The sequence below is a fragment of the Neobacillus notoginsengisoli genome, assembly GCF_003515685.1.
GTDB lineage: Bacteria > Bacillota > Bacilli > Bacillales > Cytobacillaceae > Bacillus_D > Bacillus_D notoginsengisoli.
Genome location: NZ_QWEG01000001.1, coordinates 218,349 through 241,471, shown reverse-complemented (window position 1 = coordinate 241,471; position 23,123 = coordinate 218,349). Strand labels below are relative to the sequence as shown.

Annotated in this window: 24 protein-coding genes and 2 pseudogenes; 7 read left to right on the top strand and 19 right to left on the bottom strand. The window is 36.5% G+C overall.

What is annotated here, in order from left to right:
* Window positions 1-91: 91 nt before the first annotated feature.
* The 7 genes from D1B31_RS01275 to D1B31_RS01235 all read right to left on the bottom strand — a co-directional run bounded on the left by D1B31_RS01275 (window position 92) and on the right by D1B31_RS01235 (window position 5,403).
* The gene (locus D1B31_RS01275) at window positions 92-289 is read right to left on the bottom strand and encodes a DUF4177 domain-containing protein (RefSeq protein WP_118918937.1); all 198 of its coding nucleotides are present in this window, start codon (window positions 287-289) and stop codon (window positions 92-94) included.
* Window positions 290-445: 156 nt separating this feature from the next.
* A complete protein-coding gene (locus tag D1B31_RS01270) occupies window positions 446-637 on the bottom strand; it encodes a hypothetical protein (protein WP_118918936.1) in 192 nt (63 codons plus the stop codon).
* Between the two features lie 946 nt (window positions 638-1,583).
* Window positions 1,584-2,306 (bottom strand): amino acid ABC transporter ATP-binding protein, encoded by a 723-nt coding sequence (locus D1B31_RS01255; protein WP_118918933.1) that lies wholly within the window; start codon window positions 2,304-2,306, stop codon window positions 1,584-1,586.
* Window positions 2,281-3,012, bottom strand: coding sequence for an amino acid ABC transporter permease (locus D1B31_RS01250; RefSeq protein WP_118918932.1), 732 nt, complete (start codon window positions 3,010-3,012; stop codon window positions 2,281-2,283). Before D1B31_RS01250 ends, D1B31_RS01255 begins: the two co-directional genes overlap by 26 nt.
* 17 nt (window positions 3,013-3,029) lie before the next feature.
* Window positions 3,030-3,815, bottom strand: a complete 786-nt coding sequence (locus D1B31_RS01245) for a basic amino acid ABC transporter substrate-binding protein (protein WP_240035106.1) — start codon at window positions 3,813-3,815, stop codon at window positions 3,030-3,032.
* Window positions 3,816-4,022: 207 nt separating this feature from the next.
* Window positions 4,023-4,751 carry a DUF1287 domain-containing protein gene (locus tag D1B31_RS01240; RefSeq protein WP_240035105.1) on the bottom strand — a complete coding sequence of 243 codons (729 nt, stop codon included), beginning with the start codon at window positions 4,749-4,751 and terminating at the stop codon, window positions 4,023-4,025.
* A 211-nt stretch (window positions 4,752-4,962) separates the two neighbouring features.
* Window positions 4,963-5,403 carry an SRPBCC family protein gene (locus D1B31_RS01235; RefSeq protein WP_118918930.1) on the bottom strand — a complete coding sequence of 147 codons (441 nt, stop codon included), beginning with the start codon at window positions 5,401-5,403 and terminating at the stop codon, window positions 4,963-4,965.
* 324 nt (window positions 5,404-5,727) lie between these two features.
* Here D1B31_RS01235 and D1B31_RS01230 point away from each other — a divergent pair, with 324 nt between their 5' ends.
* Complete coding sequence (locus D1B31_RS01230) at window positions 5,728-6,006, top strand: PH domain-containing protein (protein ID WP_158587393.1); 279 nt, start codon at window positions 5,728-5,730, stop codon at window positions 6,004-6,006.
* A gap of 541 nt (window positions 6,007-6,547) precedes the next feature.
* Here D1B31_RS01230 and D1B31_RS01220 read toward each other — a convergent pair.
* The 4 genes from D1B31_RS01220 to D1B31_RS01205 form a co-directional block, all read right to left on the bottom strand.
* The gene (locus D1B31_RS01220; protein ID WP_118918927.1) at window positions 6,548-7,579 is read right to left on the bottom strand and encodes an HAAS signaling domain-containing protein; all 1,032 of its coding nucleotides are present in this window, start codon (window positions 7,577-7,579) and stop codon (window positions 6,548-6,550) included.
* Window positions 7,566-7,913 (bottom strand): PadR family transcriptional regulator, encoded by a 348-nt coding sequence (locus D1B31_RS01215; protein ID WP_118918926.1) that lies wholly within the window; start codon window positions 7,911-7,913, stop codon window positions 7,566-7,568. Before D1B31_RS01215 ends, D1B31_RS01220 begins: the two co-directional genes overlap by 14 nt.
* A 219-nt stretch (window positions 7,914-8,132) precedes the next feature.
* Window positions 8,133-8,708: a hypothetical protein gene (locus D1B31_RS01210; RefSeq protein WP_118918925.1), complete on the bottom strand. Its 576-nt coding sequence runs from the start codon at window positions 8,706-8,708 to the stop codon at window positions 8,133-8,135.
* Between the two features lie 40 nt (window positions 8,709-8,748).
* Window positions 8,749-9,543, bottom strand: coding sequence for a hypothetical protein (locus tag D1B31_RS01205; protein ID WP_420846051.1), 795 nt, complete (start codon window positions 9,541-9,543; stop codon window positions 8,749-8,751).
* 222 nt (window positions 9,544-9,765) lie between these two features.
* On the opposite strand from D1B31_RS01205, the gene D1B31_RS24560 reads away from it, so the two are divergent.
* The 3 genes from D1B31_RS24560 (at window position 9,766) to D1B31_RS01195 (ending at window position 10,978) form a co-directional block, all read left to right on the top strand.
* A complete protein-coding gene (locus tag D1B31_RS24560) occupies window positions 9,766-9,933 on the top strand; it encodes a hypothetical protein (RefSeq protein ID WP_192894720.1) in 168 nt (55 codons plus the stop codon).
* Window positions 9,934-10,031: 98 nt separating this feature from the next.
* Window positions 10,032-10,409 carry a hypothetical protein gene (locus D1B31_RS01200; protein ID WP_118918923.1) on the top strand — a complete coding sequence of 126 codons (378 nt, stop codon included), beginning with the start codon at window positions 10,032-10,034 and terminating at the stop codon, window positions 10,407-10,409.
* A gap of 20 nt (window positions 10,410-10,429) precedes the next feature.
* Window positions 10,430-10,978, top strand: coding sequence for a GNAT family N-acetyltransferase (locus tag D1B31_RS01195; protein ID WP_118918922.1), 549 nt, complete (start codon window positions 10,430-10,432; stop codon window positions 10,976-10,978).
* A gap of 26 nt (window positions 10,979-11,004) precedes the next feature.
* On the opposite strand, the gene D1B31_RS01190 is transcribed toward D1B31_RS01195, so the two are convergent.
* The 3 genes from D1B31_RS01190 to D1B31_RS24775 form a co-directional block, all read right to left on the bottom strand.
* The gene (locus D1B31_RS01190; protein ID WP_118918921.1) at window positions 11,005-11,682 is read right to left on the bottom strand and encodes a DUF4871 domain-containing protein; all 678 of its coding nucleotides are present in this window, start codon (window positions 11,680-11,682) and stop codon (window positions 11,005-11,007) included.
* Between the two features lies 1 nt (window position 11,683).
* Window positions 11,684-12,229, bottom strand: coding sequence for a sigma-70 family RNA polymerase sigma factor (locus D1B31_RS01185; RefSeq protein ID WP_118918920.1), 546 nt, complete (start codon window positions 12,227-12,229; stop codon window positions 11,684-11,686).
* Between the two features lie 109 nt (window positions 12,230-12,338).
* On the bottom strand, window positions 12,339-12,560 hold the full coding sequence (locus tag D1B31_RS24775) for a hypothetical protein (RefSeq protein ID WP_240035104.1): 222 nt from the start codon (window positions 12,558-12,560) through the stop codon (window positions 12,339-12,341).
* Between the two features lie 397 nt (window positions 12,561-12,957).
* Here D1B31_RS24775 and istA point away from each other — a divergent pair.
* Window positions 12,958-14,504 (top strand): annotated as a pseudogene (gene istA / locus D1B31_RS01175) (IS21 family transposase).
* Window positions 14,501-15,201 (top strand): annotated as a pseudogene (istB, locus tag D1B31_RS01170) (IS21-like element helper ATPase IstB). Before istA ends, istB begins: the two co-directional pseudogenes overlap by 4 nt.
* Window positions 15,202-15,914: 713 nt before the next feature.
* On the opposite strand, the gene D1B31_RS01165 reads toward istB, so the two are convergent.
* The 5 genes from D1B31_RS01165 to D1B31_RS01140 form a co-directional block, all read right to left on the bottom strand.
* On the bottom strand, window positions 15,915-17,588 hold the full coding sequence (locus D1B31_RS01165) for an ABC transporter ATP-binding protein (protein ID WP_118918919.1): 1,674 nt from the start codon (window positions 17,586-17,588) through the stop codon (window positions 15,915-15,917).
* Window positions 17,589-18,045: 457 nt separating this feature from the next.
* Complete coding sequence (locus D1B31_RS01155; RefSeq protein ID WP_118918917.1) at window positions 18,046-18,669, bottom strand: CPBP family intramembrane glutamic endopeptidase; 624 nt, start codon at window positions 18,667-18,669, stop codon at window positions 18,046-18,048.
* On the bottom strand, window positions 18,670-19,455 hold the full coding sequence (locus tag D1B31_RS01150; protein WP_118918916.1) for an ABC transporter permease: 786 nt from the start codon (window positions 19,453-19,455) through the stop codon (window positions 18,670-18,672). It abuts the gene before it with no gap.
* Window positions 19,418-20,389: an ABC transporter ATP-binding protein gene (locus D1B31_RS01145; protein WP_142922547.1), complete on the bottom strand. Its 972-nt coding sequence runs from the start codon at window positions 20,387-20,389 to the stop codon at window positions 19,418-19,420. The genes D1B31_RS01150 and D1B31_RS01145 overlap by 38 nt, the downstream gene beginning before the upstream one ends.
* Before the next feature lie 589 nt (window positions 20,390-20,978).
* Window positions 20,979-22,217 (bottom strand): radical SAM/SPASM domain-containing protein, encoded by a 1,239-nt coding sequence (locus D1B31_RS01140; protein ID WP_118918914.1) that lies wholly within the window; start codon window positions 22,215-22,217, stop codon window positions 20,979-20,981.
* 358 nt (window positions 22,218-22,575) lie between these two features.
* On the opposite strand from D1B31_RS01140, the gene D1B31_RS25155 reads away from it, so the two are divergent.
* Complete coding sequence (locus tag D1B31_RS25155; RefSeq protein ID WP_118918913.1) at window positions 22,576-22,848, top strand: CPBP family intramembrane glutamic endopeptidase; 273 nt, start codon at window positions 22,576-22,578, stop codon at window positions 22,846-22,848.
* Window positions 22,849-23,123: the final 275 nt, after the last annotated feature.

Genomic DNA, 23,123 nt, shown 5'->3' with positions numbered 1-23,123 from the left:
TTAGCGAAAACAGGACTTATGTCCTAATTCGGAGTTTTTCTTTCAATTTATAACAGATGCAAGTCTTTTTTGGGGCAAAAATAAGCTGGACTTAGCCAATTTTCCTTTTCATTACCGCTATGACTTCCCTGGAAGTGCCTTGCCCAAAACTTGTATCGAAGCAGGAAACCAGTTCCCAGCCCTCTTGACCATATTTATTAAAATCCGTTTCCAATTCTTCTTCATCAATTTTACCGCCCAAGAACCCGCCCGGTTTGAACTTAATTGTCTTGTATTCCCACTTATCCATGTTGTCCTCCTTTTTGTGAAAAGTTTTATTTAGTGCCCACTACTTTATTCGGCACTGTTTTTAGATTCCCTACCTAAATATATAATGCAGGGCTATGAATGTTGGACAGTTTTGCAAAAAAAAGACCAATCACATGGATTGGCCTTTTTCGTCTGCTTACTCATTATCAACGTCGTTCTCCATTTCATTTTGATCGTCATCGTATTGATCATCCTCAAAGTCTTCCTGCTGATCAGGGAAATCACTTTCAGGCGGCGGGTTGTTATCTCCGCCACACGCCGCAAGACCGAGGGTTAATCCGGTCGCTAACCCGCCATGAACAAGATACCTTTTCCACTTGATTGACACTGTAAAAAACCTCCTTTGAATTCTTGTTGTAGACCAGCAGCCAAAGTCGGGTGGTAACGCTCCCTCATTTGCCTTCCAGCACCACAATGAACGGTCTTTTCCAATCATTCTCAAATGGCCTCTACTATCCTTATTACTCTTTTTAGAGGAGGGTAAACCAAAACCGACGGATATCCTATTAATACCAATTTTCTTTTCAATATCAACGACCCTAGGAGGAAGAGTTTATAGGCTATGTGATAAAATGGAGGACACAAGGTTTCTTAAGTTAATGGAGGTGAAAAATGAATTTACGAGTTTTTGAATACTCTTGGTCACTACCATTGTTGATTGTCCTTCTGGTGATGTTATCTATTATTCTTCATATCTTCGTGAAACGAGAAATTGTACGTTTTTTTATTCCGACAATTGTAATTTGCTTTGGGTTATTATATTCCGTTTTGCAAATTTATGTACTAGGTAAAGGGTATTCAGGGATTCCATTTGTACTCGTATCGTGGCTATTACTCATATTGCTAGTCGTAGATGTGTTACGAATAATAATACTCAAAATCAAGAAACAGGTGAATTAAAAAAATAATTTTGAACAGGGGCCGCGGTCATTGAAAATTATTGTTAATAATTTGCTCATTGTGTTCTTCTTAATTATTTATTTGCTTATTTTTCATTTTTTCATTTGGAATTACCTACCTATAAATTCTTCAGTTGGAGTATTGGTGGGTACTCTATTTGCTCTTTTAATCTCTCTGGTACTCGCAATGATAACCGTCAATAAAATAGTTAATGTACTTCGAAGCTGAGATTGTTAAAGGTTACAATTAAACTGGTAACTTTAGTTCAATCAGGTTTGAAAATATTATGCCAAAAAACGCTCAGAAAAAAAATTCTGAGCGTTTTTGCTTGCCAATTATTTTGCTAATTTAATGGTATTGCAGTGCACAGAACCTCATAGCACTTTTCCCAAAAACGCTTTTGTCCGTTCGTTTTGCGGGTTGCCGAAGAGTTGGTCTGGTTTTCCTTCTTCGACGATGTAGCCACCGTCCATGAAGACGACGCGGTCGGCTACTTCACGGGCGAAGCCCATTTCGTGGGTGACGACGACCATCGTCATGCCTTCTAAAGCCAGCTGCTTCATAACATCCAATACTTCTTTGACCATTTCCGGGTCGAGTGCGGAAGTCGGTTCATCAAAGAGCATGATTTTCGGTTTCATTGCAAGCGCCCTGGCGATGGCAACGCGCTGCTTCTGTCCCCCTGAAAGCTGTTCCGGATAATTGTCCGCCTTATCGAGGACACCAACTTTCTTCAACAGCTCCAGAGCCAGTTTTTCCGCTTCGCTTTTTGCCAGTTTGCGAATCATCATTGGCGCCATTTTAATATTTTCGAGCACCGTCATATGCGGAAACAGGTTAAATTGCTGAAAGACCATGCCTACTTCTGTGCGGATATCGTTGATATCAGTTTTCGGGTCGTTGACTCTTTTGCCTTCGATCAAGACGATTCCTTCAGTAATTTCCTCAAGCAAGTTGATGCAGCGCAAGAATGTACTTTTGCCAGAACCTGAAGGGCCGATGACACAAACGACTTCTTTTTCCTGGACATGGCAATCAATGCCTTTTAATACTTCGAGCTTTCCAAAATATTTATGCAGGTTTTCCACTTTGATCATTCGTTAAAACCTGCCTTTCTTTCTTTTTTCGTGGGTTGTAATGATTGCTGCTTCGTTTCTCAATGTACGCAACCACTTTCGTGACAATATAGGTCAAAATTAGGTATAGCACTGCTGCCATCAAATATGGTTCCCAGAAACGCTGGTACGCTCCGGCAACGATCTTACTGGCGTATAAAATATCATTTGCGGCGATAACCGTAACCAATGAAGAATCCTTCAGCAAGGCAATGAACTCATTTCCGAGTGGAGGAATCATCCGCCGGAATGCCTGTGGCAAAATGATCTTTAACATCGCCTGGTTGTGATTTAAACCGAGTGAACGGGCCGCTTCCATTTGCCCTTTATCGATAGATTGGATGCCTGCACGGATAATCTCGGCATTGTATGCCGCACAATTTAGGACAAGTGCCGTGATTCCCGATACCATAAAACCAAACGATTGGCCAAAAATTGCTGGAATTAGTGCCAGGTCAATAATCAATATTTGGACGAGCATTGGCGTCCCGCGGAACAGGTCAACATATAGCTTACTTGGCCAATAAAGAAGTTTCCGCTTCGATGTCTCACCAAGGCCTATTAGTATGCCAAGAATGATACCGCCAACATACCCGCTAACCGTCAAGACAATCGTTACCCAGATACCACGGATAAAAAAATCACGGTAGTTCCAGATTATGTCCCAGCGAAAATCAAGGATGTCCATCTGAAACACGCTCCTGCCTATTCAAGTTTTTGACCGGTAATTTTTTCGAGTTCGCCGTTCTCCTTAATCTTCTTCAATCCTTCATTCAGAAGATCCAGCACTTCCTTGTTGCCTTTTTTGACCATAAAGCCATAGAATTCTTTTTCGAATTTATCATCCTCAATTACTTTCAGCCCTGTATTTTTATTATTTTTCATATATTCAAAAACAACGGCGTTATCGCCAATCGCCGCATCGGCTGAACCATTCCTGACTTGCTGCATCGCAGTTGGCTGGTTTTCATACGCTGAGATATTGGTGTTCGATTTGCCGAGAAGATCCTGGGCCGCTTTATGGCCAGTTGTGTTAATTTGAACAGCAACCTTTTTGTCTTTCAGGTCGTCCACAGATTTGATGGGTGAACCCTCTTTGACAACGATGACAAGGTTTGCCTGGTAGTATGGGTCAGTGAAATCATAGGTTTGTTTACGCTCATCGGTAATTGTAATACCAGCAGCGCCAAAGTCCAGTTCTCCACTTGTTATTTTTTGAAAAACCGGCTCCCAGCCTACGTTTTGCAGTTCAAATCCAAAACCTGAAGCGGCCGCAATCGCATTCATGACATCAACGTCAATCCCGACAATTTCCCCTTTGTCATTCATGGATTCGAATGGTGCAAAAGTTGCTTCAGTTCCTCCGACTAATTTTTTGCCCCCATCTGAACCCGTCTTCTTCGCTCCATCCGCTCCCCCGCAAGCAGCCAGGAAAAGCGACATACACGCTACTATCAATACCGTTAAAAAACTACTTTTCTTATTAAGCATGTTCATCCCCCTTGTTTAGGTTGTATTTCATGTTTCTGTTTTAGTACATGTTAAGATTATATAAAGTTCAGAATATTATTTCAACATATATTTATAAATTTAATTTTATATTTATACACTCTTGTGCTTAAATATTCAGAAAAGTTCATTTTGTCATGCTCCCATAGAAAAAAGCTCAGAGCATATTCAAAAGCCCTGGGTATAAATTCAGTATTTCCATCTATAATGGCCTACAATAGGATGTTTATAAGAAGTTAGTTTAATTTCTGATGCAAACGGAGGAATGTTATGAATTAAATAAGGTATTCCATCTTTTGACCGTTTATCAGAAATGATGCCTACGTGGTCTGTACCCTCCAAATAAATCACAATATCCCCTGGCTGCCACTCCGCTAAATTCTTTGAATCGTATGGAATTAATTCGGTCGTCAGAGATTCAGCGAAACGTTGAAAAAAGACATACTGATTGGGTACCCGTCTGTAATCAATATGAGGATCTGGCTTTCCTCCTACACGTGGATATAAAGATGTATGATCATGTATATCCTGATCCATCAATTCTTTTAAATTTATACCAGCTCCGGCCAATCCTCTCCAAATAACATCCGTGCATACCCCTTCGTTGTCTGGTGGATATCCGCCTTCATAATAAGCACTCTTGTATCGTGTTCGATTCTCTACTTCTTTCCTCGCAGCATTTACTATGTCTAGTGGATCAGCAACATTATTCTGATTTTTATCAACCCTTATATAATTTTCCTCCACTTTTACTTTTTTAGAAAAGGGATGATCAAGGTGAATACCTGCCATATCCAAAATCAGACCGTCCCTAAAAAACATAGAAAACAATGGTACCACCACTACTAACACCACACAAACAGTCAAAAAAATTTTTTTCAGTTTCATTTTTCCACCCCAATGCATTAAACTAACCATTAATCTATTTTGACAGAAATACTCCCTCCTCCATTTGATGGCGAACTTGAGAGGAATTTTCTTCCGATAAGGTCGCCAAGAAGCTCTATTGGCGAACTTACCGCAACTTTATCTCCGTTAAACTCGCCAAGACGACCTATTGGCGAACTTAAGGCAATTTCCCCTCCGCTAAACTCGCCAATAACCTCTAAGAGCAGCGATACGGAATGAATTAATGCACCAAAGAAGCCCTCAACGTATGAATCCCATTCTCGAGATAGGCTTTCAAGCAGCTGAGCACGTAGACCCAGCCTTCTTTTTGGCCAAGCATTTTCTGAAAAAGATCGGGATCATCTTTTTTAAAGCCGGATTCAGAAATGTTGATAACCGTAGCTGTGTCATCCATCTGTTCAAGGAGAATGGTGACAGTGGTTTCTTCACCTTTTGCTCCCCACGAAAAGACAATTTTACTGTTTCCGTCAGCCTCGAGGACATAGATATCTCCTTCTGCATTGTATTCTGCATATTTCCACGTAATTGTCCTGCCCTGTTCAATTCTGGCAGTTCCCGATGAGAACCAGTAGTTTGCCATCTTCTCCGGATTCGCAATCGCTTCATACACTTCACTCACCGGCTTGTTTATTTTCATTTTGGAAGTGATTTGAGTGTCCATTTCTATTCCCTCCACTTTTAAGTTTTCTATAGCAAAAAAATCTCTCATTATTTTTAAATTAAATGATTTTGAAGGAGTTGTCCATTTTTTACCTATTTCCGCCTATGTCTCCTGGTATCGAAACCTTTTGTCCCAATAAACGTATTTATCTAGTGGAGGAATTAGATTGACTTATTATTCGAAGAAGGATCGTAAATATAAAAGATTTATTCTTATTCTGATTGGTGTTTTTGCGATTACTGCTTTTTTCCGTTTCTAATTACCGAATTTGATTGGCTTGCATTCAGTATTCTTGGCGGGCTGTTTGTCTTTTTTGCAGGTGGATTGATCTGGACCCATCTCTCTATTCGATATACTTTTACGGATGACCATCTTTACATTTACGGCGGACTCTTCCGCTTTAAAATTCCCTATGACAAAATCACTTCGGCCAGGCGGACAACTGGGTATTTAACCGGGATGCGTGTAATGTCTTCCACAACCGGGCTTGCTATTTACAATTCCCATACAGCCTTTGACGAGATTAAAATCTCCCCTCATCCTGAGGAAGACTTTCTTAAAACACTGAAAAAGCATGTACCGTATGTGAAAATCAGGCTATAATTTTTATAAAGATTATTAGATTATGACACTAACAGCATTCATGTACCTGATCTTTACATATCACACTGTTAGATGTATGTTACACCCGTTGCAAAAGGTAAGTAGTACTTCTCAAAAATACATCATATGTTTAATTAGAATTGAGAGTGTTTTGAAGGGAGCTTTACCGTATGCAGCGGATAAAATTTATGATTAAACAATTCCTAAGAGAGCCTTTGTGGTTTAAATTACTAATTTCTGCAACATTACTTATTTCAATTATATTTAGCGGTCCATTTTTTTCTAATAATGCTTATTTTCAAAGCGGGGCTAAATTAGCTGCGGCAATCTTTTTTTGTGCAAATGCAATTAAATTTAGGAAAAGTCTTGTAACCTCTGTCATCTTATTTACTTCAGCAGGTATATGCATCTTTCTATCCTTCCTGGCAATTTACAAGTGATTAACGTGATGGGTTCAAAAAGTACCATATCGATTCATTATAATTCTACAAGAAATGAATTTAAAATTAGACCATCAAAATCGATGGTCTAATTTTTACATTCAGATATTCATTTTGATATCCTTAGTATTTTGATAAGCGGCACGTGCTTTTCGAAAACCTTCGTACGCATTGTATGCAGCACCAGCAATAAAGAAGACAATAACTCCTCCTAATAGCCATGACCTGAATTGTTCTGGGGTAATCTTAAAAACATCTGCCATGTAGGAGAGAAATTCTCGATTGAAGATACTTGGATGAATCATGATTGCAATCACTGCAATCGTTGCCAACAGCTGGTGGAGTGCATTTAGTTTTGCCATGTTCTTCGTCCATCTGCCTTGTATTAATTTATAGAAGGCAAATGCAACTTCTAGTCCAACGAGTCCAATAATGATTGGCCAGTATTGAAGCAATACATCCTGATGAAAAGCAGGGACCACGAATTCAAGTTCGCCTCCGACTTGTTCGTATATGCCGACAAGTCGGTCCGCATTGAAATATACCGTTGCCCAAACTGCGGTCCACATGAGCATCCAGAAAACTTCCCATCTAGAGATTTCTTTCTTTATTGGAATATAAGGAATGTTTTTTAAATCGTCAGGCGTCCATTTTTTTAAGCTTGTTGTCAATGGCTGCCCGTCTTTACCTTTATCCACCCTTTCCATAACCGCGAACACAATCGTGATCAAGAAAAATGTTTGCATTCCGACTTCAAGGATTCCTACAATTCCAATACCGAAAAGGTTCAGTATCACGTTCATAATCGTTTCATCGGCTTTAATTCCGATAAAATATTCAGCAATGACGGAAATGAGCGAAATGACCGAGGCAATTGGCAAAATCATTTTCAATAAAGAAACATAGACATCATAATAACGTGGCCCAATGAGGTGCATCGGCCGATCCAGATAACCATTTGCGAGGGCGGCCGGACTTCCAAGCTGTTCAAGCACCGCTTTTACATCCTCTTCACTGTAATCATCCGGCAAAGAATCCTCAATCGTTGACCGTAACTCAAGGGCGATATCCTCACGACTTTTTTCAGGCAGCCTCCGGGTCACTTCCTGAATATAAATGTCAATCAATTTCATCCTCTTCGTCCCCCTCTAATAAACTGAAAAGCTCCTTCGAGTTCTTTTTCCATTCCTCTTTCAGCTGCAAAAAGATTTCAAGCCCAAACTCACTCAACACATAATACTTCCGGGGGCGACTCTCAGATGTATCCCAGCTGCTCGTCACCAATTCCTGTTTTTCCAACCGGCGAAGCAACGGGTATAAAGTACTTTGATCAATGGCAATCCCCGAGCTTTCCAATAACTGAACGAGCGAATAGCCATACTGGGGAGTCCTTAATTGGCTTAAAACCGCCAAGGTCAACGTTCCTCTTCTCAACTCAGTAATGAAAGTATTCAATAAGTTGCTCATTCACCCACCTCGTTTTTATTACTGTATGTCGTACAGTATTTTTATATACTATGTATCATACACTATTGTTGTGTTGAAAACAATTGAATTTATAAAATATAGGCAATTCTTTATTATCAGTTAATTAATTGTTCTAAATGCAAGTAAAAACGCTCAGAAAAAAATCTGAGCGTTTTTCGATGTGAAATATTATTAACCTAATTTATCTAAAGCCCCTTACTATTGTCCTTCGATTTTATGCCACTTAAAATCTTCGTTCTTTAAAATATTTGTATCATTGGGATATCCTAAATAATAAAGCTTTTTACCGTCTTTATTAAATGCAGTCGGGTAAAGAAAGTCAATTTGTTCACCGAAAGGAAACAAGAACGAAATACGTTCTCCTTTGTTTATTTCCTTTCTTTCTATGTTAGGCTCGATCCCTGCTTCTATATATGCGACTTCTTCGTCGTATGAAATTACACTCAACAAGGTGCCTGCATCTTTTTCTGAAGTAAAGCTAATGCCTCCAATTGTTTGGATTTTATCAGAACTATACGGGGTATTGGTTGATGCGCTACTGCGGAAAAACAGACCTGACCTCTCTGATAAAACGGTTTGGTATATCTTTTCTTCGTCGTTCTTAAATAAAAATACAGCGGATGAACCTGTATCATATTCTTCCATCAACTCTGCATCTTTTGAAAGGAAAGCATTGCTTTTGGCAGCACTTAATGCCGTAAACCTATACCCACTTATAAAGTATATCATTATGATCACAATTAACATCGGTATTACAAATATCCATTTTTTCATCTATTAATCCCCCTTAAAGATTCACTCCCTTTATTCAACATTACTGATTCCTTTTGTATTTCAAAAGTACATCCATTAATATTTCCTTGTTATAGCCCGTTTTTTGATAAATCCGGTCCGCCCAATCTTCGACCTTTTCTATTTTTGCCTCCATCATCAATCCTTCGCTTGTGCTTAAAAAGCTTTCCCAGTTATAGAATTCCCAATGGGCAGTCTCTGATTTATAAGGGACCCTGCATTCCACTAGCGGTATTGGATGGATGAGATTTTGGCAAAATTCCGCAGCCATTAGAAAATCATTCATTTCTATCGGGTTCGTATGATAGATTTGCTTTGAAACTTTCCCGTTTGGCCGATGATAAACGATTTCTATACCCATTTCATGATCCCGGACTTGTACTTCGGCACCTGGGAAGAAACCTCTTAATTTTTCATTTGTATACTCTTCGCTATACGTATCAATTAATATAGGCGTGATCCATTGGTCGCCCAAGTCACACAAATAGCGATGGCCGTTTTCATTTATTGCGACAACGGCAACATGGGCATCTTCCGAGTCAAGGTCAGAGCCAGCAGGATACGCCTCCACGCCATCCTTTTTGAATTCATCAAGTAGCCAAAGGGCTAGATCAAAGCAATTCCCCGACATGCCATATTGTTCCCGATGCTCCCGCATAAGCGAGACATCACGCTGTTTCTTATCTGTTCCCTTCCTAAAAAACCAGGCCTTGGTTAAGGTCTCCATAGGAAAAGCGTTAAACTTCTCCCAGGTCTTAAGAATACTTTCCGTTGCCAGCATCCCCGCACCTCTTTTATATTTTTTCTGAATCTCCATCTAACTTATTACGAGCTATTTAGCCCATTATGATAAAAAGAAGGCTTTTCATACTCCCTCCGTAAACCTGTACAACTCATGCTGATTATGTTAGTAATTCGCTAATTTCCTTCAACTACCTTTAATTTTATTCACAAAATAAAACAATAAATAATTTACTGAATTTTCCTACACCCATGACTTTAATGTGGTAAAATGGAAATAAAAAGGGTGGAGTTTTTTGTGGTTTTTGGCCATGATCCTTTTCCCTTTGGCTTTTCTTTATTCATCGACTGGAGACGGAAGAAAAATAATAATAACCCCCTCATCCCGACAGACCCAAACGCTAAACCAGGCGACAGTTCCAACTATATGATGGGGGACAACAAATATATCAATGGCGGAGGATAATTTCTAACCACCTGAAATAATGTGGTGCGATGCCTAAAACCGGCATCGCATTTATTTGCCATTCTTTTAAATAAAAATAGGTTTAGGAGGGACTTTTTATGCTCAAGTCAAAACCATTTATTGTGACGGCCGTCTTTCTTAGTGTCCTTTTAGTATTTGTATTTTTAAAAAGAGAAGCTATTTTTCAGGAGGGAAACCCCATCCCGTTTGGAATTGCTGCTGTGAAAATGTTTTTGCAAAATGATGACATTGTGAAGGTAAAGAAGGATCCCGAAACAGCCTCCTATTTAGCAAAACAGGGTGATTTTAAACCTTTCATTAAGCTGATGGAAAAGGAAGGATGGGAACTCATCAATCGAAGCAAGACCCAAAACCTTTTGGTATTCGAAAAGGAAAACCAAAGTATTGGCGTTGGCTATAAATACTATACAAAGCATTATACGATTTTTACTTTAGGCATTGATGTACTGCCTTGACAATGGACTGGAGGATTTTTATGCAATACAATCATACCAACAATACAATGACCACCAAAAGGCTGCACCTAAGGCTTTTTCAAACATCTGATGCCCCAGCTGCCACCAAGCTCTGCAATAACTACAATCTTTTCAAGCATACACTGCACCTCCCTTACCCTTACTCGATTGAAGATGCTCTAACATGGATTGCGCGTCAGCTCGAAAATTTCAACGCGGATAAGTCTTATGAATTTGCAATGACAAATAAGGAAACAGGAGAATTGGTTGGAGCAATCGCGCTTACCAACAATCAAAGGTTCCAGCATGGCGAAATCGCCTACTGGGTTGGCGAAGAATATTGGGGACTTGGATACGCCACGGAGGCAGCGCAAGCCATTATTCAATTTGCGTTCAATGAAAAACAATACCATAAAGTATTTGCCCGGTGTTTCAGTTCTAACCCGGCTTCAGGCAGAGTTTTGCAAAAGCTCGGCATGGAAAAAGAAGGCCTTCTCAAGGACCATGTTAGAAAGGAAGGCCGATTTAAGGATTTGGTTTATTATGGGTTGATTAACCCGGCGCATTGATTTTGCGATAAGCCGCCGAAGATTATCTATTCCGCGGCTTTCACTTCAATAACAATACTTCCATAATGCTTATCCCCGATGTATGCATCTAAGCGCCATAACCCAACTGAAGGAAGCGAAATGACTGTATGCTGAGATGACTGTGCGCCAAGAATGGTTTTTGTTTCAGTATCTTTATACATCTGATTGGTCACTTCCCAACTCTTTGAATCAATCAATAGTTTTTCTACCCCAGTTCCTTTTTGAATACCGATTAACTTAAAGTTCTCTTTATTTACTTCTTTTAACTCTTTTCCCCAAAAAAACCATCTTGTTTTTACTTGTGTATTTGGAGTAAATTCTGTATCAATAAAAGCAACTTTACCGTGTATCCCTCTAAATGGCGCTTCGAACTTACCGTCAGGTGATTCAAGCTGTATTGAAAAAGTCGGGGTTACTTCCCAATTTCCGTCGTTGTTTTTTTGTTCCTCTATTTTAGTTCCACTATTTCCAAGTTGAAATTGTTTCGTTAGATCTGTAATAAATACTATACAGCCAATGAAAAACACCACAGTTAAGAGTTGCGGAAACCACTGGAACCTATGAATTTTATGGGGGTGTTTTGCAGCGCTTCTTATTTTTATTTTGTGCTCTTCTGAAAAATGGTTTCCCTTAAGCACAGTTTCATCCATTGCGTTACGAAGGCTTCTTAACTTTTCTTCCATACTATTCACTTCTTTCCAATGAATTTTTCAAAAGGATTCGGCCCCTCTTTAATCTTGTTTTTACCGTATTTTCATTAAGGGTTAAAAGTTCAGCAATTTCCCCAATCGTCATCTCTTCATAATAGAAAAGAATAATCACTTCTCTATATTTTACAGGTAAGGAAAGAACAGTTTGAGATAGCTTTTCTTTCTCGCTATTCAAAATCAACCTCACTTCTGGTGATAAATCTTTATTCATAAAGTGGCTGAGTAAGCTATTGTTAAATAAGTACCTCTTTAGAAATGAGCTTTTCAACATATCTTTACAGCGGTTGATCGTAATGCGATAAATCCAAGGTTTGAAATAGACTATTTCAGATGCCTTATCATATTGCTTATAACAAGTGATAAAGACTTCTTGGACAATATCCTGGGCCAACCCCCAATCCTTTACATAGTTAAACGCTAACTTCGTTAATCGTTCACCATAGTCGCTCATGATATTTTCTAACCACTCATCTCGATTTTTTTCCGCAAAATAATTATTTTCCGTACTGTCTTTAGCCATTTACTCACCACCTTCATTTCCTACCCCTATAACGAGACGGAATTTCCGAAAGTTTCACTTATTAATTCATTTAGTTCATTTTCATGAGCCCATAACAAAGCGATACTCCTTATAGAAGTATCGCATCTTGGTTAAAAATGACAAAATCACCTATTGTTTTCATGCCTAAAAAGGTTTTAAGTGGTTCATCAAGGTGCCCCTTGCACGCTTGTTCAATAAATACAACCTGTTCTTCCAGCTGGTCAATCAGTTTTGCCATTAACGGAGGCTGCTCCATCCAATCCTCTGGTTTACTTCCGGCAGGAAACATCGAAAGATAGGATAAAGGCATTCGCCTCTCCTTATTAACAGCTGGTAACATTGAATGATCCCAGCTTCTAAAATATGGCCGGCATTCCAGCGGATATTATTATTATTATTATTATTATGACCCTGTGGAATTTGATCAGCGACCTCCTCGGGAACTGTACGAAGAAATTCAACAGTCCATTTGCGCCATATTTTCATTTGGTGAAATAGCTGTTCTTCAGTCACCATGATCCTCTCCTTTTTTCCATATCAAAAAGATTCTCTTGGTCATTTTTTCTTTCTTGAACCCATGTAACTGCTAGACTAAGGTGAACAGTTTTTGCTAGATAAAAATGAACACTTTTCAATACATTTCTCCTTACCTAGGCTATGATTATATTTTTAACATAGTGTAGCTGGAGGATTTGAAAGGTGGAAAACTGCAATTGTATATTCAGGTTCATCAATTAAAGGACCAGGGATTTAAAGTAGCTGCTATATCTAAGAAACTAGGAATTTCAAGAAATACAGTATATAAGTATTTGGATATGACTTTTGAGGAGGCAACAGATTGGGTTTCTTCGTTGGGGACGAGGAGTAAGAAGTTAGATCCCTACCGGGATATTATCCTCACCTGGCTCAAGGAACATCCTGATCTTTCTTCTGCTCAGGTAGAGGACTGGTTAAAGGAAAAGGATTCTACCTTTCAGTTTGGAAGCAGTACATTGAGGGGGTATATCAGTGAATTAAGGGATATCTATCATATTCCGAAAGTGGTACATATACGGCACCATGAGGCCGTTGAAGAAATGCCTCCCGGCATGCAGGTCCAGGTAGATTGGGGAGAAATAAGGGTTAAGAATACGGAGAATAGAGATTTAAAGCTTTATTTTATTTCATTTGGCCTTTCTCATTCCCGTTATAAATATGTAGAGTGGTTGGACAGGCCATTTACCACAAGGGACACCATAAGGTGTCATGAATATGCTTTTCAATACTTTGGTGGTATGCCAGAAGAAATTGTTTATGACCAGGACCATTTCATTACAGTAAGCGAGAATTCCGGCGACATTATCCTCACTGGGGACTTCCAAGCTTATAAGCAGGAACGCGGCTTTAGGATTTACCTTTGCAGGAAATCCGATCCTCAAACCAAAGGTAAAATAGAAAATGTAGTGAAGTACATAAAAGGCAACTTTGCCAAAAACCGAGTCTTTTCTAATTTAGAAAGCTGGAATGAAAAGTGTCTTTCCTGGCTTGAGAGGACTGGAAATTATAATGTACATAACACAACGAAAAAGAGACCGTCAGAAGTGCACGCCCTGGAAAAGCAACACTTAAGACCAGTCTCATCCCTGCTCTCTTTCGAGAGCAATCTAGGTAACAGTATAACAAGGACTGTTCATAAGGACAATGTTATTAAATACAAATCAAACCGATATTCTCTTCCGCTGGAACTTATCGGCCCAAGGGAGATAATACAGTTTACTTGGAAGTAGCTCAAAATTAGCTCGTTATTCGTGCAACTCCGCAAGGAGATATTCTAGCCCGTCACCGCTTAGGGTCGGGTAAGGGAGAACTGATTAAGAATACGAACCATTCGAGGGACCGTTCTAAAGGCATTGAAGCTTACAAGGAAACTATTGTCCGGCAATTTGAAAACCATGAACTCGCAATCCAATTTATACGGGAGATTAACCAAAGATATCCCAGATACTTAAGGGATCAATTACAAGTCATTCAACATTCAATTAATCAATATAGACCTTTCATTGATGAAGCCCTGGCTCATTGCATAAGAGACCACCTTTGGAGTGCAAACGACCTTCGAGACATCGCACAACACCTTCTTCGCAAACAGGAACAGCCTTCACCTTCCTCCCCTTCATATGAAGAAAAAAGGGTAAATAACCCCGCACTAAAAGCCACTGCACAAACGAGGGATTTGGCACCTTATGTTGAGATTATGGGAGGTATACACCGATGAAGGGAACAGTACAACATTTACAGGAAAACTTTCGCCATCTTCGGATGGCGGAAACGGCTGAGGAGCTACCAGCATTACTTCGTAATGCAGAAAAACATTCATGGACCTATCTTGAATTCCTTGAGCAGATGCTTTCTTACGAGCTGAAACAACGAGAGGAAAAGAGTAGGGAAAAGAGGTTGAAAAAGGCTAAATTTCCTTATTATAAGACGTTGGATGAATTTAAGATTGCAGAGCAGCAGTCACTTAGTACGAGACAAATTGAACAGCTAAAAGAGTTAAATTGGCTTGAACAGCAATACAACATGATCCTTCTCTCCCCCCAGGTGTCGGGAAAACCCATATTGCGATTGGACTTGGCCTGGAAGCAATAAATAGTGGATACAAGGCATCTTTTTATACCATGGGTGAATTAATCAATATATTGAAAACACAGGAATATCTGCGTAAATCCCAACTTCAGCTTAAGGCTGTAAAAGAGGCTGATCTTGTCATCATAGATGATTTGATGTACATAGCCATGGACCAAAGGGAAGCCAATTTATTCTTCCATTTAATTAACGATCTATATGAACGAAGTTCAATTATTCTAACCTCCAATAAGGGGCCAGAACAATGGGGTGAACTCATGGGGGATAAAGGAATTACTACAGCAATATTAGACCGGTTGCTTATAGAGTTGAGGTTATCCATTTAAATGGTGAGAGCTATAGGATTAAAAATAGAAGTACAATATTTTGAGCAAAAAGTGTTCAAAAGTACTTGACGGTTACAGGTGCCCCTTGCACCTTGTTCAATAAGAATAACCTGATCCTCTAGGTGCGTTACCAGGTTCTCCATTGAAGGGCCAATTTGTCCAATCCGCTGGTTTACTTCCACCAGGAAACATCAAATGATAGGATAGAGGTAATTGCCTCCCCTTATTACCAGTTGGAAAAATCGAATAATCCGAACCTATTAAAATATGACCAGCATTCCAGCGAATATTGTTATGATGGCCATGTGGAATGTGATCGACGGTCTCCTAATTCACCAGTCCAATTCATTAAAAACAATATTTGATAAGAGCGATAAAAGTATCCCCTCTTGCGGGATGCATTTGGTCGATATACCTTCTCCTTCAATCTCTGCTTTTAGTATCTTTGAGATGATGGTCAATCTTTAATTCCCATTGACCATATCAATCCCTAATTGGATCAAGGGACAGCTTTCCCTGCATTTTATATTTTAACTAAAAATTTCATAATGCATGCCAACACCCTTCTATATATTGCCATGAATAAGTACCGAATCACCGTTGAGGCACCATAGAAAGTAATAAAATAAAGAGTTCCCACTGACGTCTTCCAACACACTTTTTATCTCGGTGGTTTAATGTATTTCACGATGGCTCTCAATTACATTCTATTATTAACTAACTGGAACCAAAAGACTTTTGTCCAAAAATACTTTTTCATAGGATCCATGATTAATCAATTGGCCATTTTCCAAAACCAATATTTCATCAAATTCTTTTAAGCTTTCGTCTAGTTTATGTGTAACCATTATGCAAAGAATGTCATTCAACTCTCCAAGAATTCCCTCAATTTGATTACTACTCTCAACGTCTAAAGCCGAGTTAGGTTCATCTAATAATAGGATGGATGGATTTTTCAACAAAGCTCTTGCTATACAAATTTTTTGCTTCTGTCCACCAGATAAATTCTCCCCGTTATCGCCTACAATAAAATTTAGACCTTCATTATGTGTCGTTAGCAAAGGTGCAAAAAATTTCCTTTCAAATAGCGCTTCTACTTCTCTCATTCTAATTTTATTTTCATTGAACAAAAGTAAGTTATCTAAAATACTGGCATTAAACAAGAAATTATATTGATCAATATACCCAATATTTTCTATAAACACTACCTTCATATCATGACTGTTAATATGAATATTCCCTGAGTAGTCTGTAATTAAATTTGCTATTATCTTTAAAAGCGTTGACTTTCCACTCCCATTTCCACCAATAATGGCATACTTTTTTCCCTTTTTAAAGGAATATGAAAAATTATTTAATACATTCATGTTTTCACCGGGATACTTATAACATACTTTGTCTAGTCTAATCTCACAAACGTCTTCCTTTAAAGGAAAAAAACTTTCATCTATATACTTTTCTTCCTTATCAGAAAATACAATTTCAGTAATTTTTTCTCTTATTGGTTTTGAAGATTTTATGGTATTAATTTCTTGAGTTATACTTATAGCAGGTTCTATAACATACATCAATAATTGGGTAGTTGCTATGAGTGTTCCAATAGTTAGTGTACCCTGACTGACTGAATATCCTCCAATTAAGAATATTAAAAGAAAAAGAAGCATGGTCGAACTGCCAAATACCACGTTTGCTAATATTATTGTGTTCCCCAGTTTCATTCCAGTATGTTCCATCTCTTCAATGACTGCTTTATATTTTTCCATAAGAGGTTTTGTAATTCGGTTGACTTTTATTACTTCGAAACCTGATAGGCTCTCAGCTAAAGATCTTGTGTGTTCTTCTGTAGAAGAAATGAACTCTTTTTGCAGTTTCACAATTTTATTGGAGAATAATAAAGGAAATACACTAATTAGCCCAAATATTATTAGTAAACTAACAGTAATGAGTGAATTTAAAATAAAAAGGGTAATTAATGATGTCGTTAATAGGATGGCCTTTGTTATTACATTTAACAAGGATTTATAATAATCATTTTCAAGTAATTGAGTATTTGTTAAAATCAATGACAAATACTCGTCTTTTTTCTTCCTTTTAAAAGTAGCATAATCTGATTTCATTAAGGAATTATAAATTTTCTCCCTAATACTAATTAAACGATTCTTTATATAGCTATTATTAATTTTTCCTCCAAAATAGGTTAAAGTCATTTGGATAGCGATACTCACAAATGCGAGTGATAAAAAATAATAGAACTTGTTTAAATTCCCTTTAATTAGATAATCAGTTATCTTCATTAATGAAAGAGGAAATAAAATAGAAACTATTGAAATCATCAAATTTATAAGCAATAAACCTATTAATTGAAAATCAATTTTAAAAAACTTCATATCTATAGCCCCTTACTAGCTGAAGATCCTGTCACTGCAGCTTGTGATTTCTATTGGCTCCCACTCTTGAAACAGCATAATGTAAAACTACCGTTATTACTAACAACATGGCAAAACCAAAAGTTGGAGAGTTGCTTGTTGAAATTGTTAAATTTTCCGATTGATATTTTTGGCTTAATGCAAAGATGTCATCAATATTTTTGTTTATGAAATATGAAGAAGCTAATAGGTATACTATATTGGGTAGAATGAAAAGAAGAAGGCTATTGAATTTTACGTGCCTCGTTTTATTGGAATTTTCCCAATAACAAAAGATTAGACTAATTAAGAGAGGGATAAAAATTAGGAGCAACATTTGAAATACATCAATATCACTTATTGTAGAGTAAAGGAAGACAAATGAAATAGCGTGTACAACACAAGATAGAATAAAAGTTATCATATTTATTCCTCCAAATTAATATACTAAATTGTAAATATAGTGGAACAAAATAGTATATCTAAGATTTTTTGTATATACGAAGATAACCCCCATTACCACCGATCCAGGTAACCGATATAACAAATTATCCATAAACGGCTCATTCATATGAGTTAAAAATGCAAATGATAGACTGCTTGCCAAAATGATAAACCATTTGTTTTCTACTATTTGGTTTAGCAAATAACAGATTACTCCTCTAGCCCAAAACTCTTCTGTAGTAGCAACAATTAACATTTGTATGGAGCTAATAAAAATTGAGTAAATTGACATATCACTTGAGATTAAATAAGCATATAAACATAATAAAACAAAGGTTTCAATGATAATTTCTCTTTTGCTAAACTCCGAAATACCTATATCTTTAAGATTTAACTTGTAAATTTTCTTAATGTAAATAATAGGCACGAAAACAAATCCAAATATCATACTTATTCCAATAATAAGGACAGAACTTAAATCGCTTTCAAAATCTGAGAACGTAATTGATAAAAGGACTCCAACGGTTGAAACTACTAGCAAAGGGAGAATCATCATGATAATTAATGTTACTATTGAATTAATTAATTTATCTTTATTCTGCCCTGCAAGAGAAATCAATTATAAATCTCTCCTTTCAAACTTTTTAATCCCTATATAATTTATAAAAAACGAGTAAATAAAAATTATTAATAAATTAGCTAAAAAAAGTGTTAGTGTTTTAGCATTATCCGATAAGTCAATATTGCTAAACCTCTCATTATAGTAAGCAAAGGAGAGATATTTTATAATCGGAAATTTAGAAATAAAATTAAACGCGATAAACACAATGCTAAAGATAATAACAGCAGTATTTGTCTTTAAAAAAACACTAAGCATGGTACTGAAGGAAATCGTGAAGAGATAAATTAATACCATGGAAATGAACCATAAAAGAAGCCCTAGCAGTTCTTGACTTCGAAAAAATTCTGAAGAAATTAAATCATCTCGATGTATAGCAAATATATAAAACATCAACATCGAAACTATGAAAAATACTATACTGATAACGCCTACAACTGAATATAATGCCCATACTTTCGCCATATAAATTTTCCGCCTACTATTAATTCTCTGTGTATATAAAAGAATGCTTTTATTCTCTATTTCTCCACCCAATGTTCGCGTAGCAATTAATGACATAATAAAGAAGTAAATAAATATCATACTTACGAAATGGAACATATTCACAAAGAAACTAAAGGCATATTCTTTCTCTGTGCCATTAAAGACAATAACAGATGAATTAAAAAATACTCCTACACTATACAATGCTGGAATTGCGCACATTGAAAGCATAATCCATACATCTTTACGATGTAAAAGCTTTTTAAACTCGATATTCCATATCGACTTCATGTTCAACATTGTCAATTTCTCCTTTAAACAAGCTTAAGAGGGAACCTTCGCGAACGTTTAAATTAGTAATTTCAATATTTTGGGTGATTAAAAACTTTAAAAGATTGTTGATTATATCTGGATTACTGAAGATAAGAGTATTCTCTTCAATTTTCACATCATTAAATTTTTCTAGAATGAGATTCTTCAAACCTTCATTAAGTCTCTCCAAATCTACAATATACTTTTTTTTATCATCGAATAATCCGTCAAACTTCTTGATTCCATTATCAATTAATATAATTCTATCGCAGATATCTTTTACTTCATTAAGGTTATGATCAGAAAAAATAACCGCATTTCCGCCGCTCTTCGCCTTTTCAAAAAGTATTTTTTTTACTAATTCCCTTCCCATTGCATCCAAGCCTACTAAAGGTTCATCTAATATGAGTACCTCTTTATTATTAAGTAGGGACTGCGCCAATCCAAGTCGTTGTTTCATCCCAAAAGAATAATTCTTGACAAACTCCTTTTTTCGTTCTTCCAATCCTACCAAATCTAAAACCATGTTTAATTGATTATGAATATCTTCTTTGTCATTAATACCATCTGCCAACATTAATAATTTTAAATTCTCGTAAGCATTTAAGTAATCTAAAAAGCAACTTTCGATTAATACCCCGAATTTTGCTATCAAATGTTTGTTTTCAAGTAATTTTTTTCCTCGAAAAAAAATTTCACCAGAAGAAATATGAATATTATTAACAATACAGTTTAATAAGGTTGTTTTTCCAGATCCATTTTTCCCTATTAAGCCTACAATTTCCCCTGGATTTAAAGTCATTGAAAAATTTTTTAAAGCAAGGTGCTTTCCATAATATTTACTTATATTAATAACCTCTAAAGTCATTGTAGCTTCTCCTATTGATAGATTTTGAGGGGCAGCATTGCAGTGGTCCTTCAACGTTACCCCTCTTTATTATTTTACCAATTCTTACCATAACTTACACATAGATAAATACCAAAACTAACACAGTTTGGTTTTGCTGTTGACTTTTTAGTTGCAAACAACATTCTTTTCACCTCCTGATTATTTACTTTTAAAATTTTGAGGGAATTTATAGTAAGCATCTCTTGGAGTCGGAACCTATTAAATGATTATGAAGAAACAAAGAAGAGGTAAACCTATCATGTTACATCACCAGTTTTTACCATAACTTACACAGAGGAATACTCCAAAACTAACACAGTTTGGTTTTGTCGTTGACTTTTTAGTTGCAAACAACATTTTTTTCACCTCCTGATTAATTTTTTTTCAAAATTCATGAGGGAAAATATTCTTTTGGAGTCGAAGGATTTATGAAGAAACAAAGAAGAGTTAAAACACAACACATTTTTACATTACCAGTTTTTACCATAACTTACACAGAGGAATACTCCAAAACTAACACAGTTTGGTTTTGTCGCTGGTTTTTTAGTAGCAAATAACATTTTACTCACCTCCCTTCAAGTAATATTAAAGTTCTCATAATTACCTCACAGCGAATATACTATTACGCATGTAAAGATTCTTTGAGTCTAGAAATTGTATTTCTGTAGTAATTTTTGATAAAGGGACAATAGGAATCTTTTTCGTGGAAACTTTTGCTGTATAACCAACTTCTTCCTCTGCAGCCTCCTCCACATAAATATTTATATTCACAGTCTTTACAACCATTTACATTGTCAACTTCCAGGTTCCTGAAAGGGGTGTCCGAGTTACTCAGCGCCTCTTTTAATGAAATTTCAAATATGCTGCCAAATGTTAATTCTTCATCATGCAACATATGACATGGATAAATGGACCCATCAGCACCAATACTTATTAACTCTTTACCAACCTCACAACTTCTTCTACAAGATAATTCAAATTCTCCGGTAGGCATGTCTAAAATCTGTACATTCTTATCTAGATTCAATATCTTGTTTGAAAAATCCAATAAACCTTTATTATCAAAAATAAAATCTTTAAACATTAAATCATTAGGATCAACAGTAAAGATACTAAAAGACAGACCGACTCCTAATTCTTTTGAAAGTTGTAAGTATTTATCTACATATTTAATATTTTGGGAATGTATAGTAGCAATTAGACTAACAGGTACTTTGGTTTTCAAATAATTAATGTTCTTTATTACTTTTGTCATTATCCCTTTATCTCTAATAAACTGCGTTTCCTCATTAAAACCATCAATTGAAATATTTAATTCATCAATAAAGGGAAATGCATCAACATACTTCTCATAATCCATCGTACCATTTGTAATAACGTGCAAATTAGTAATTTTCGCATCATTTTTTGCGAATTTGCAAATATCAACGATATCTTTTCGAATAAATGGTTCTCCGCCTGAAAAAACGATTTGTTCTGCACCATTCAACTTTAATTGTTTTAAAATGAAGCAAATACTATCGTAGGGCAAAACATCTTTAGTATTGCGTTCCTCAACAAAGGAATAACAACCAACACAGTGTAAATTACAACGATCTGTTAAATGAACGTATGCCGCTTTAAGATTTGTAATTTCTTCAGTAAAAAAACCTCTGTCTACCATAAAATCAATTAATTGGGTTTCTTCCTCATCTAAAGATTCTTTTGAATTTACAATTCCTTGGTTTATTAACTCAATCAATTTTTTTCCTTTGTCATCCAAACCTATAATAGAACCATTAACCAAGTTTCCAATCATTTTTATACCTTGAACTTCAAACTCTTTTACCCTTGGATGAAACTTAAATTCTAATACCTTCAATATATTTCCCCCCCGTCTTAATTTACTCAAATTAAGATTATCATTTTCTATTATAAAAAAAATCCCAAACGAGGAAAATTCATAAACTTGTCAATATTTTCTTATTATTTAATCTATTTTGCGATCAGATTATTTAGCTATAGAATGCATGACTAAGTGTCAGGCGTGCCATAGTAGAGAGCCACCACAGAATACATTAAAGCCACCAGATAATATTGCTAATGAACTGCTCAATCATCTTGGGAATTATTTAATTATTCTGTGTTGGAAAATGGAGTTTCTTTAAGTCCGCTAAATTTGTTTGTAATGGTTTTCTTGGCTCCCTTTGTAGAGGAGCTCTTTCGCGGACACTTATTTAATAAATGGGGGGAAATCAATTGGAGTAAAGAAAGCGATTGTGTTTTCATCCCTCCTCTTTGCTGATTTACATTTGGAAGGGGCAATGATTAGTCAATTTGCTGATGGAATCCTATATTGCTTGGTTTATATGAAAACGATGAAACTAGTTGTCCCTATTTTCTTACATATATTCCATAACGGGTTGGTTTACATTGGCCTCTATTTTTCAAGCCTTAGCAGTTCAACCAGCCAAGAATTCATTAATCTTGAGGACACCTTCGATCTAATTTAATTGGCAGGCTTTGATATACTAGCTGTTACTCTAACTTTGCTGCCTGTCTCAATCATTATGCTGAGACGGTTATAAAAGGAAACTGACAAGGGTACCCTTTCTTTCGAATACTTAACAATGGCTACAGTGAGCGGCCTTTTCTCGTTCTGCACATGATTCAAGTCCTGCCCTCTTCAACACATTTTTTCACTTTTTCAAAATTCCGCTGGATGGTTTATTATTTTTTTGTTTTTGTTCCTATTAAGTCATTCAAAAAACTACTTCTGTTAAAACCC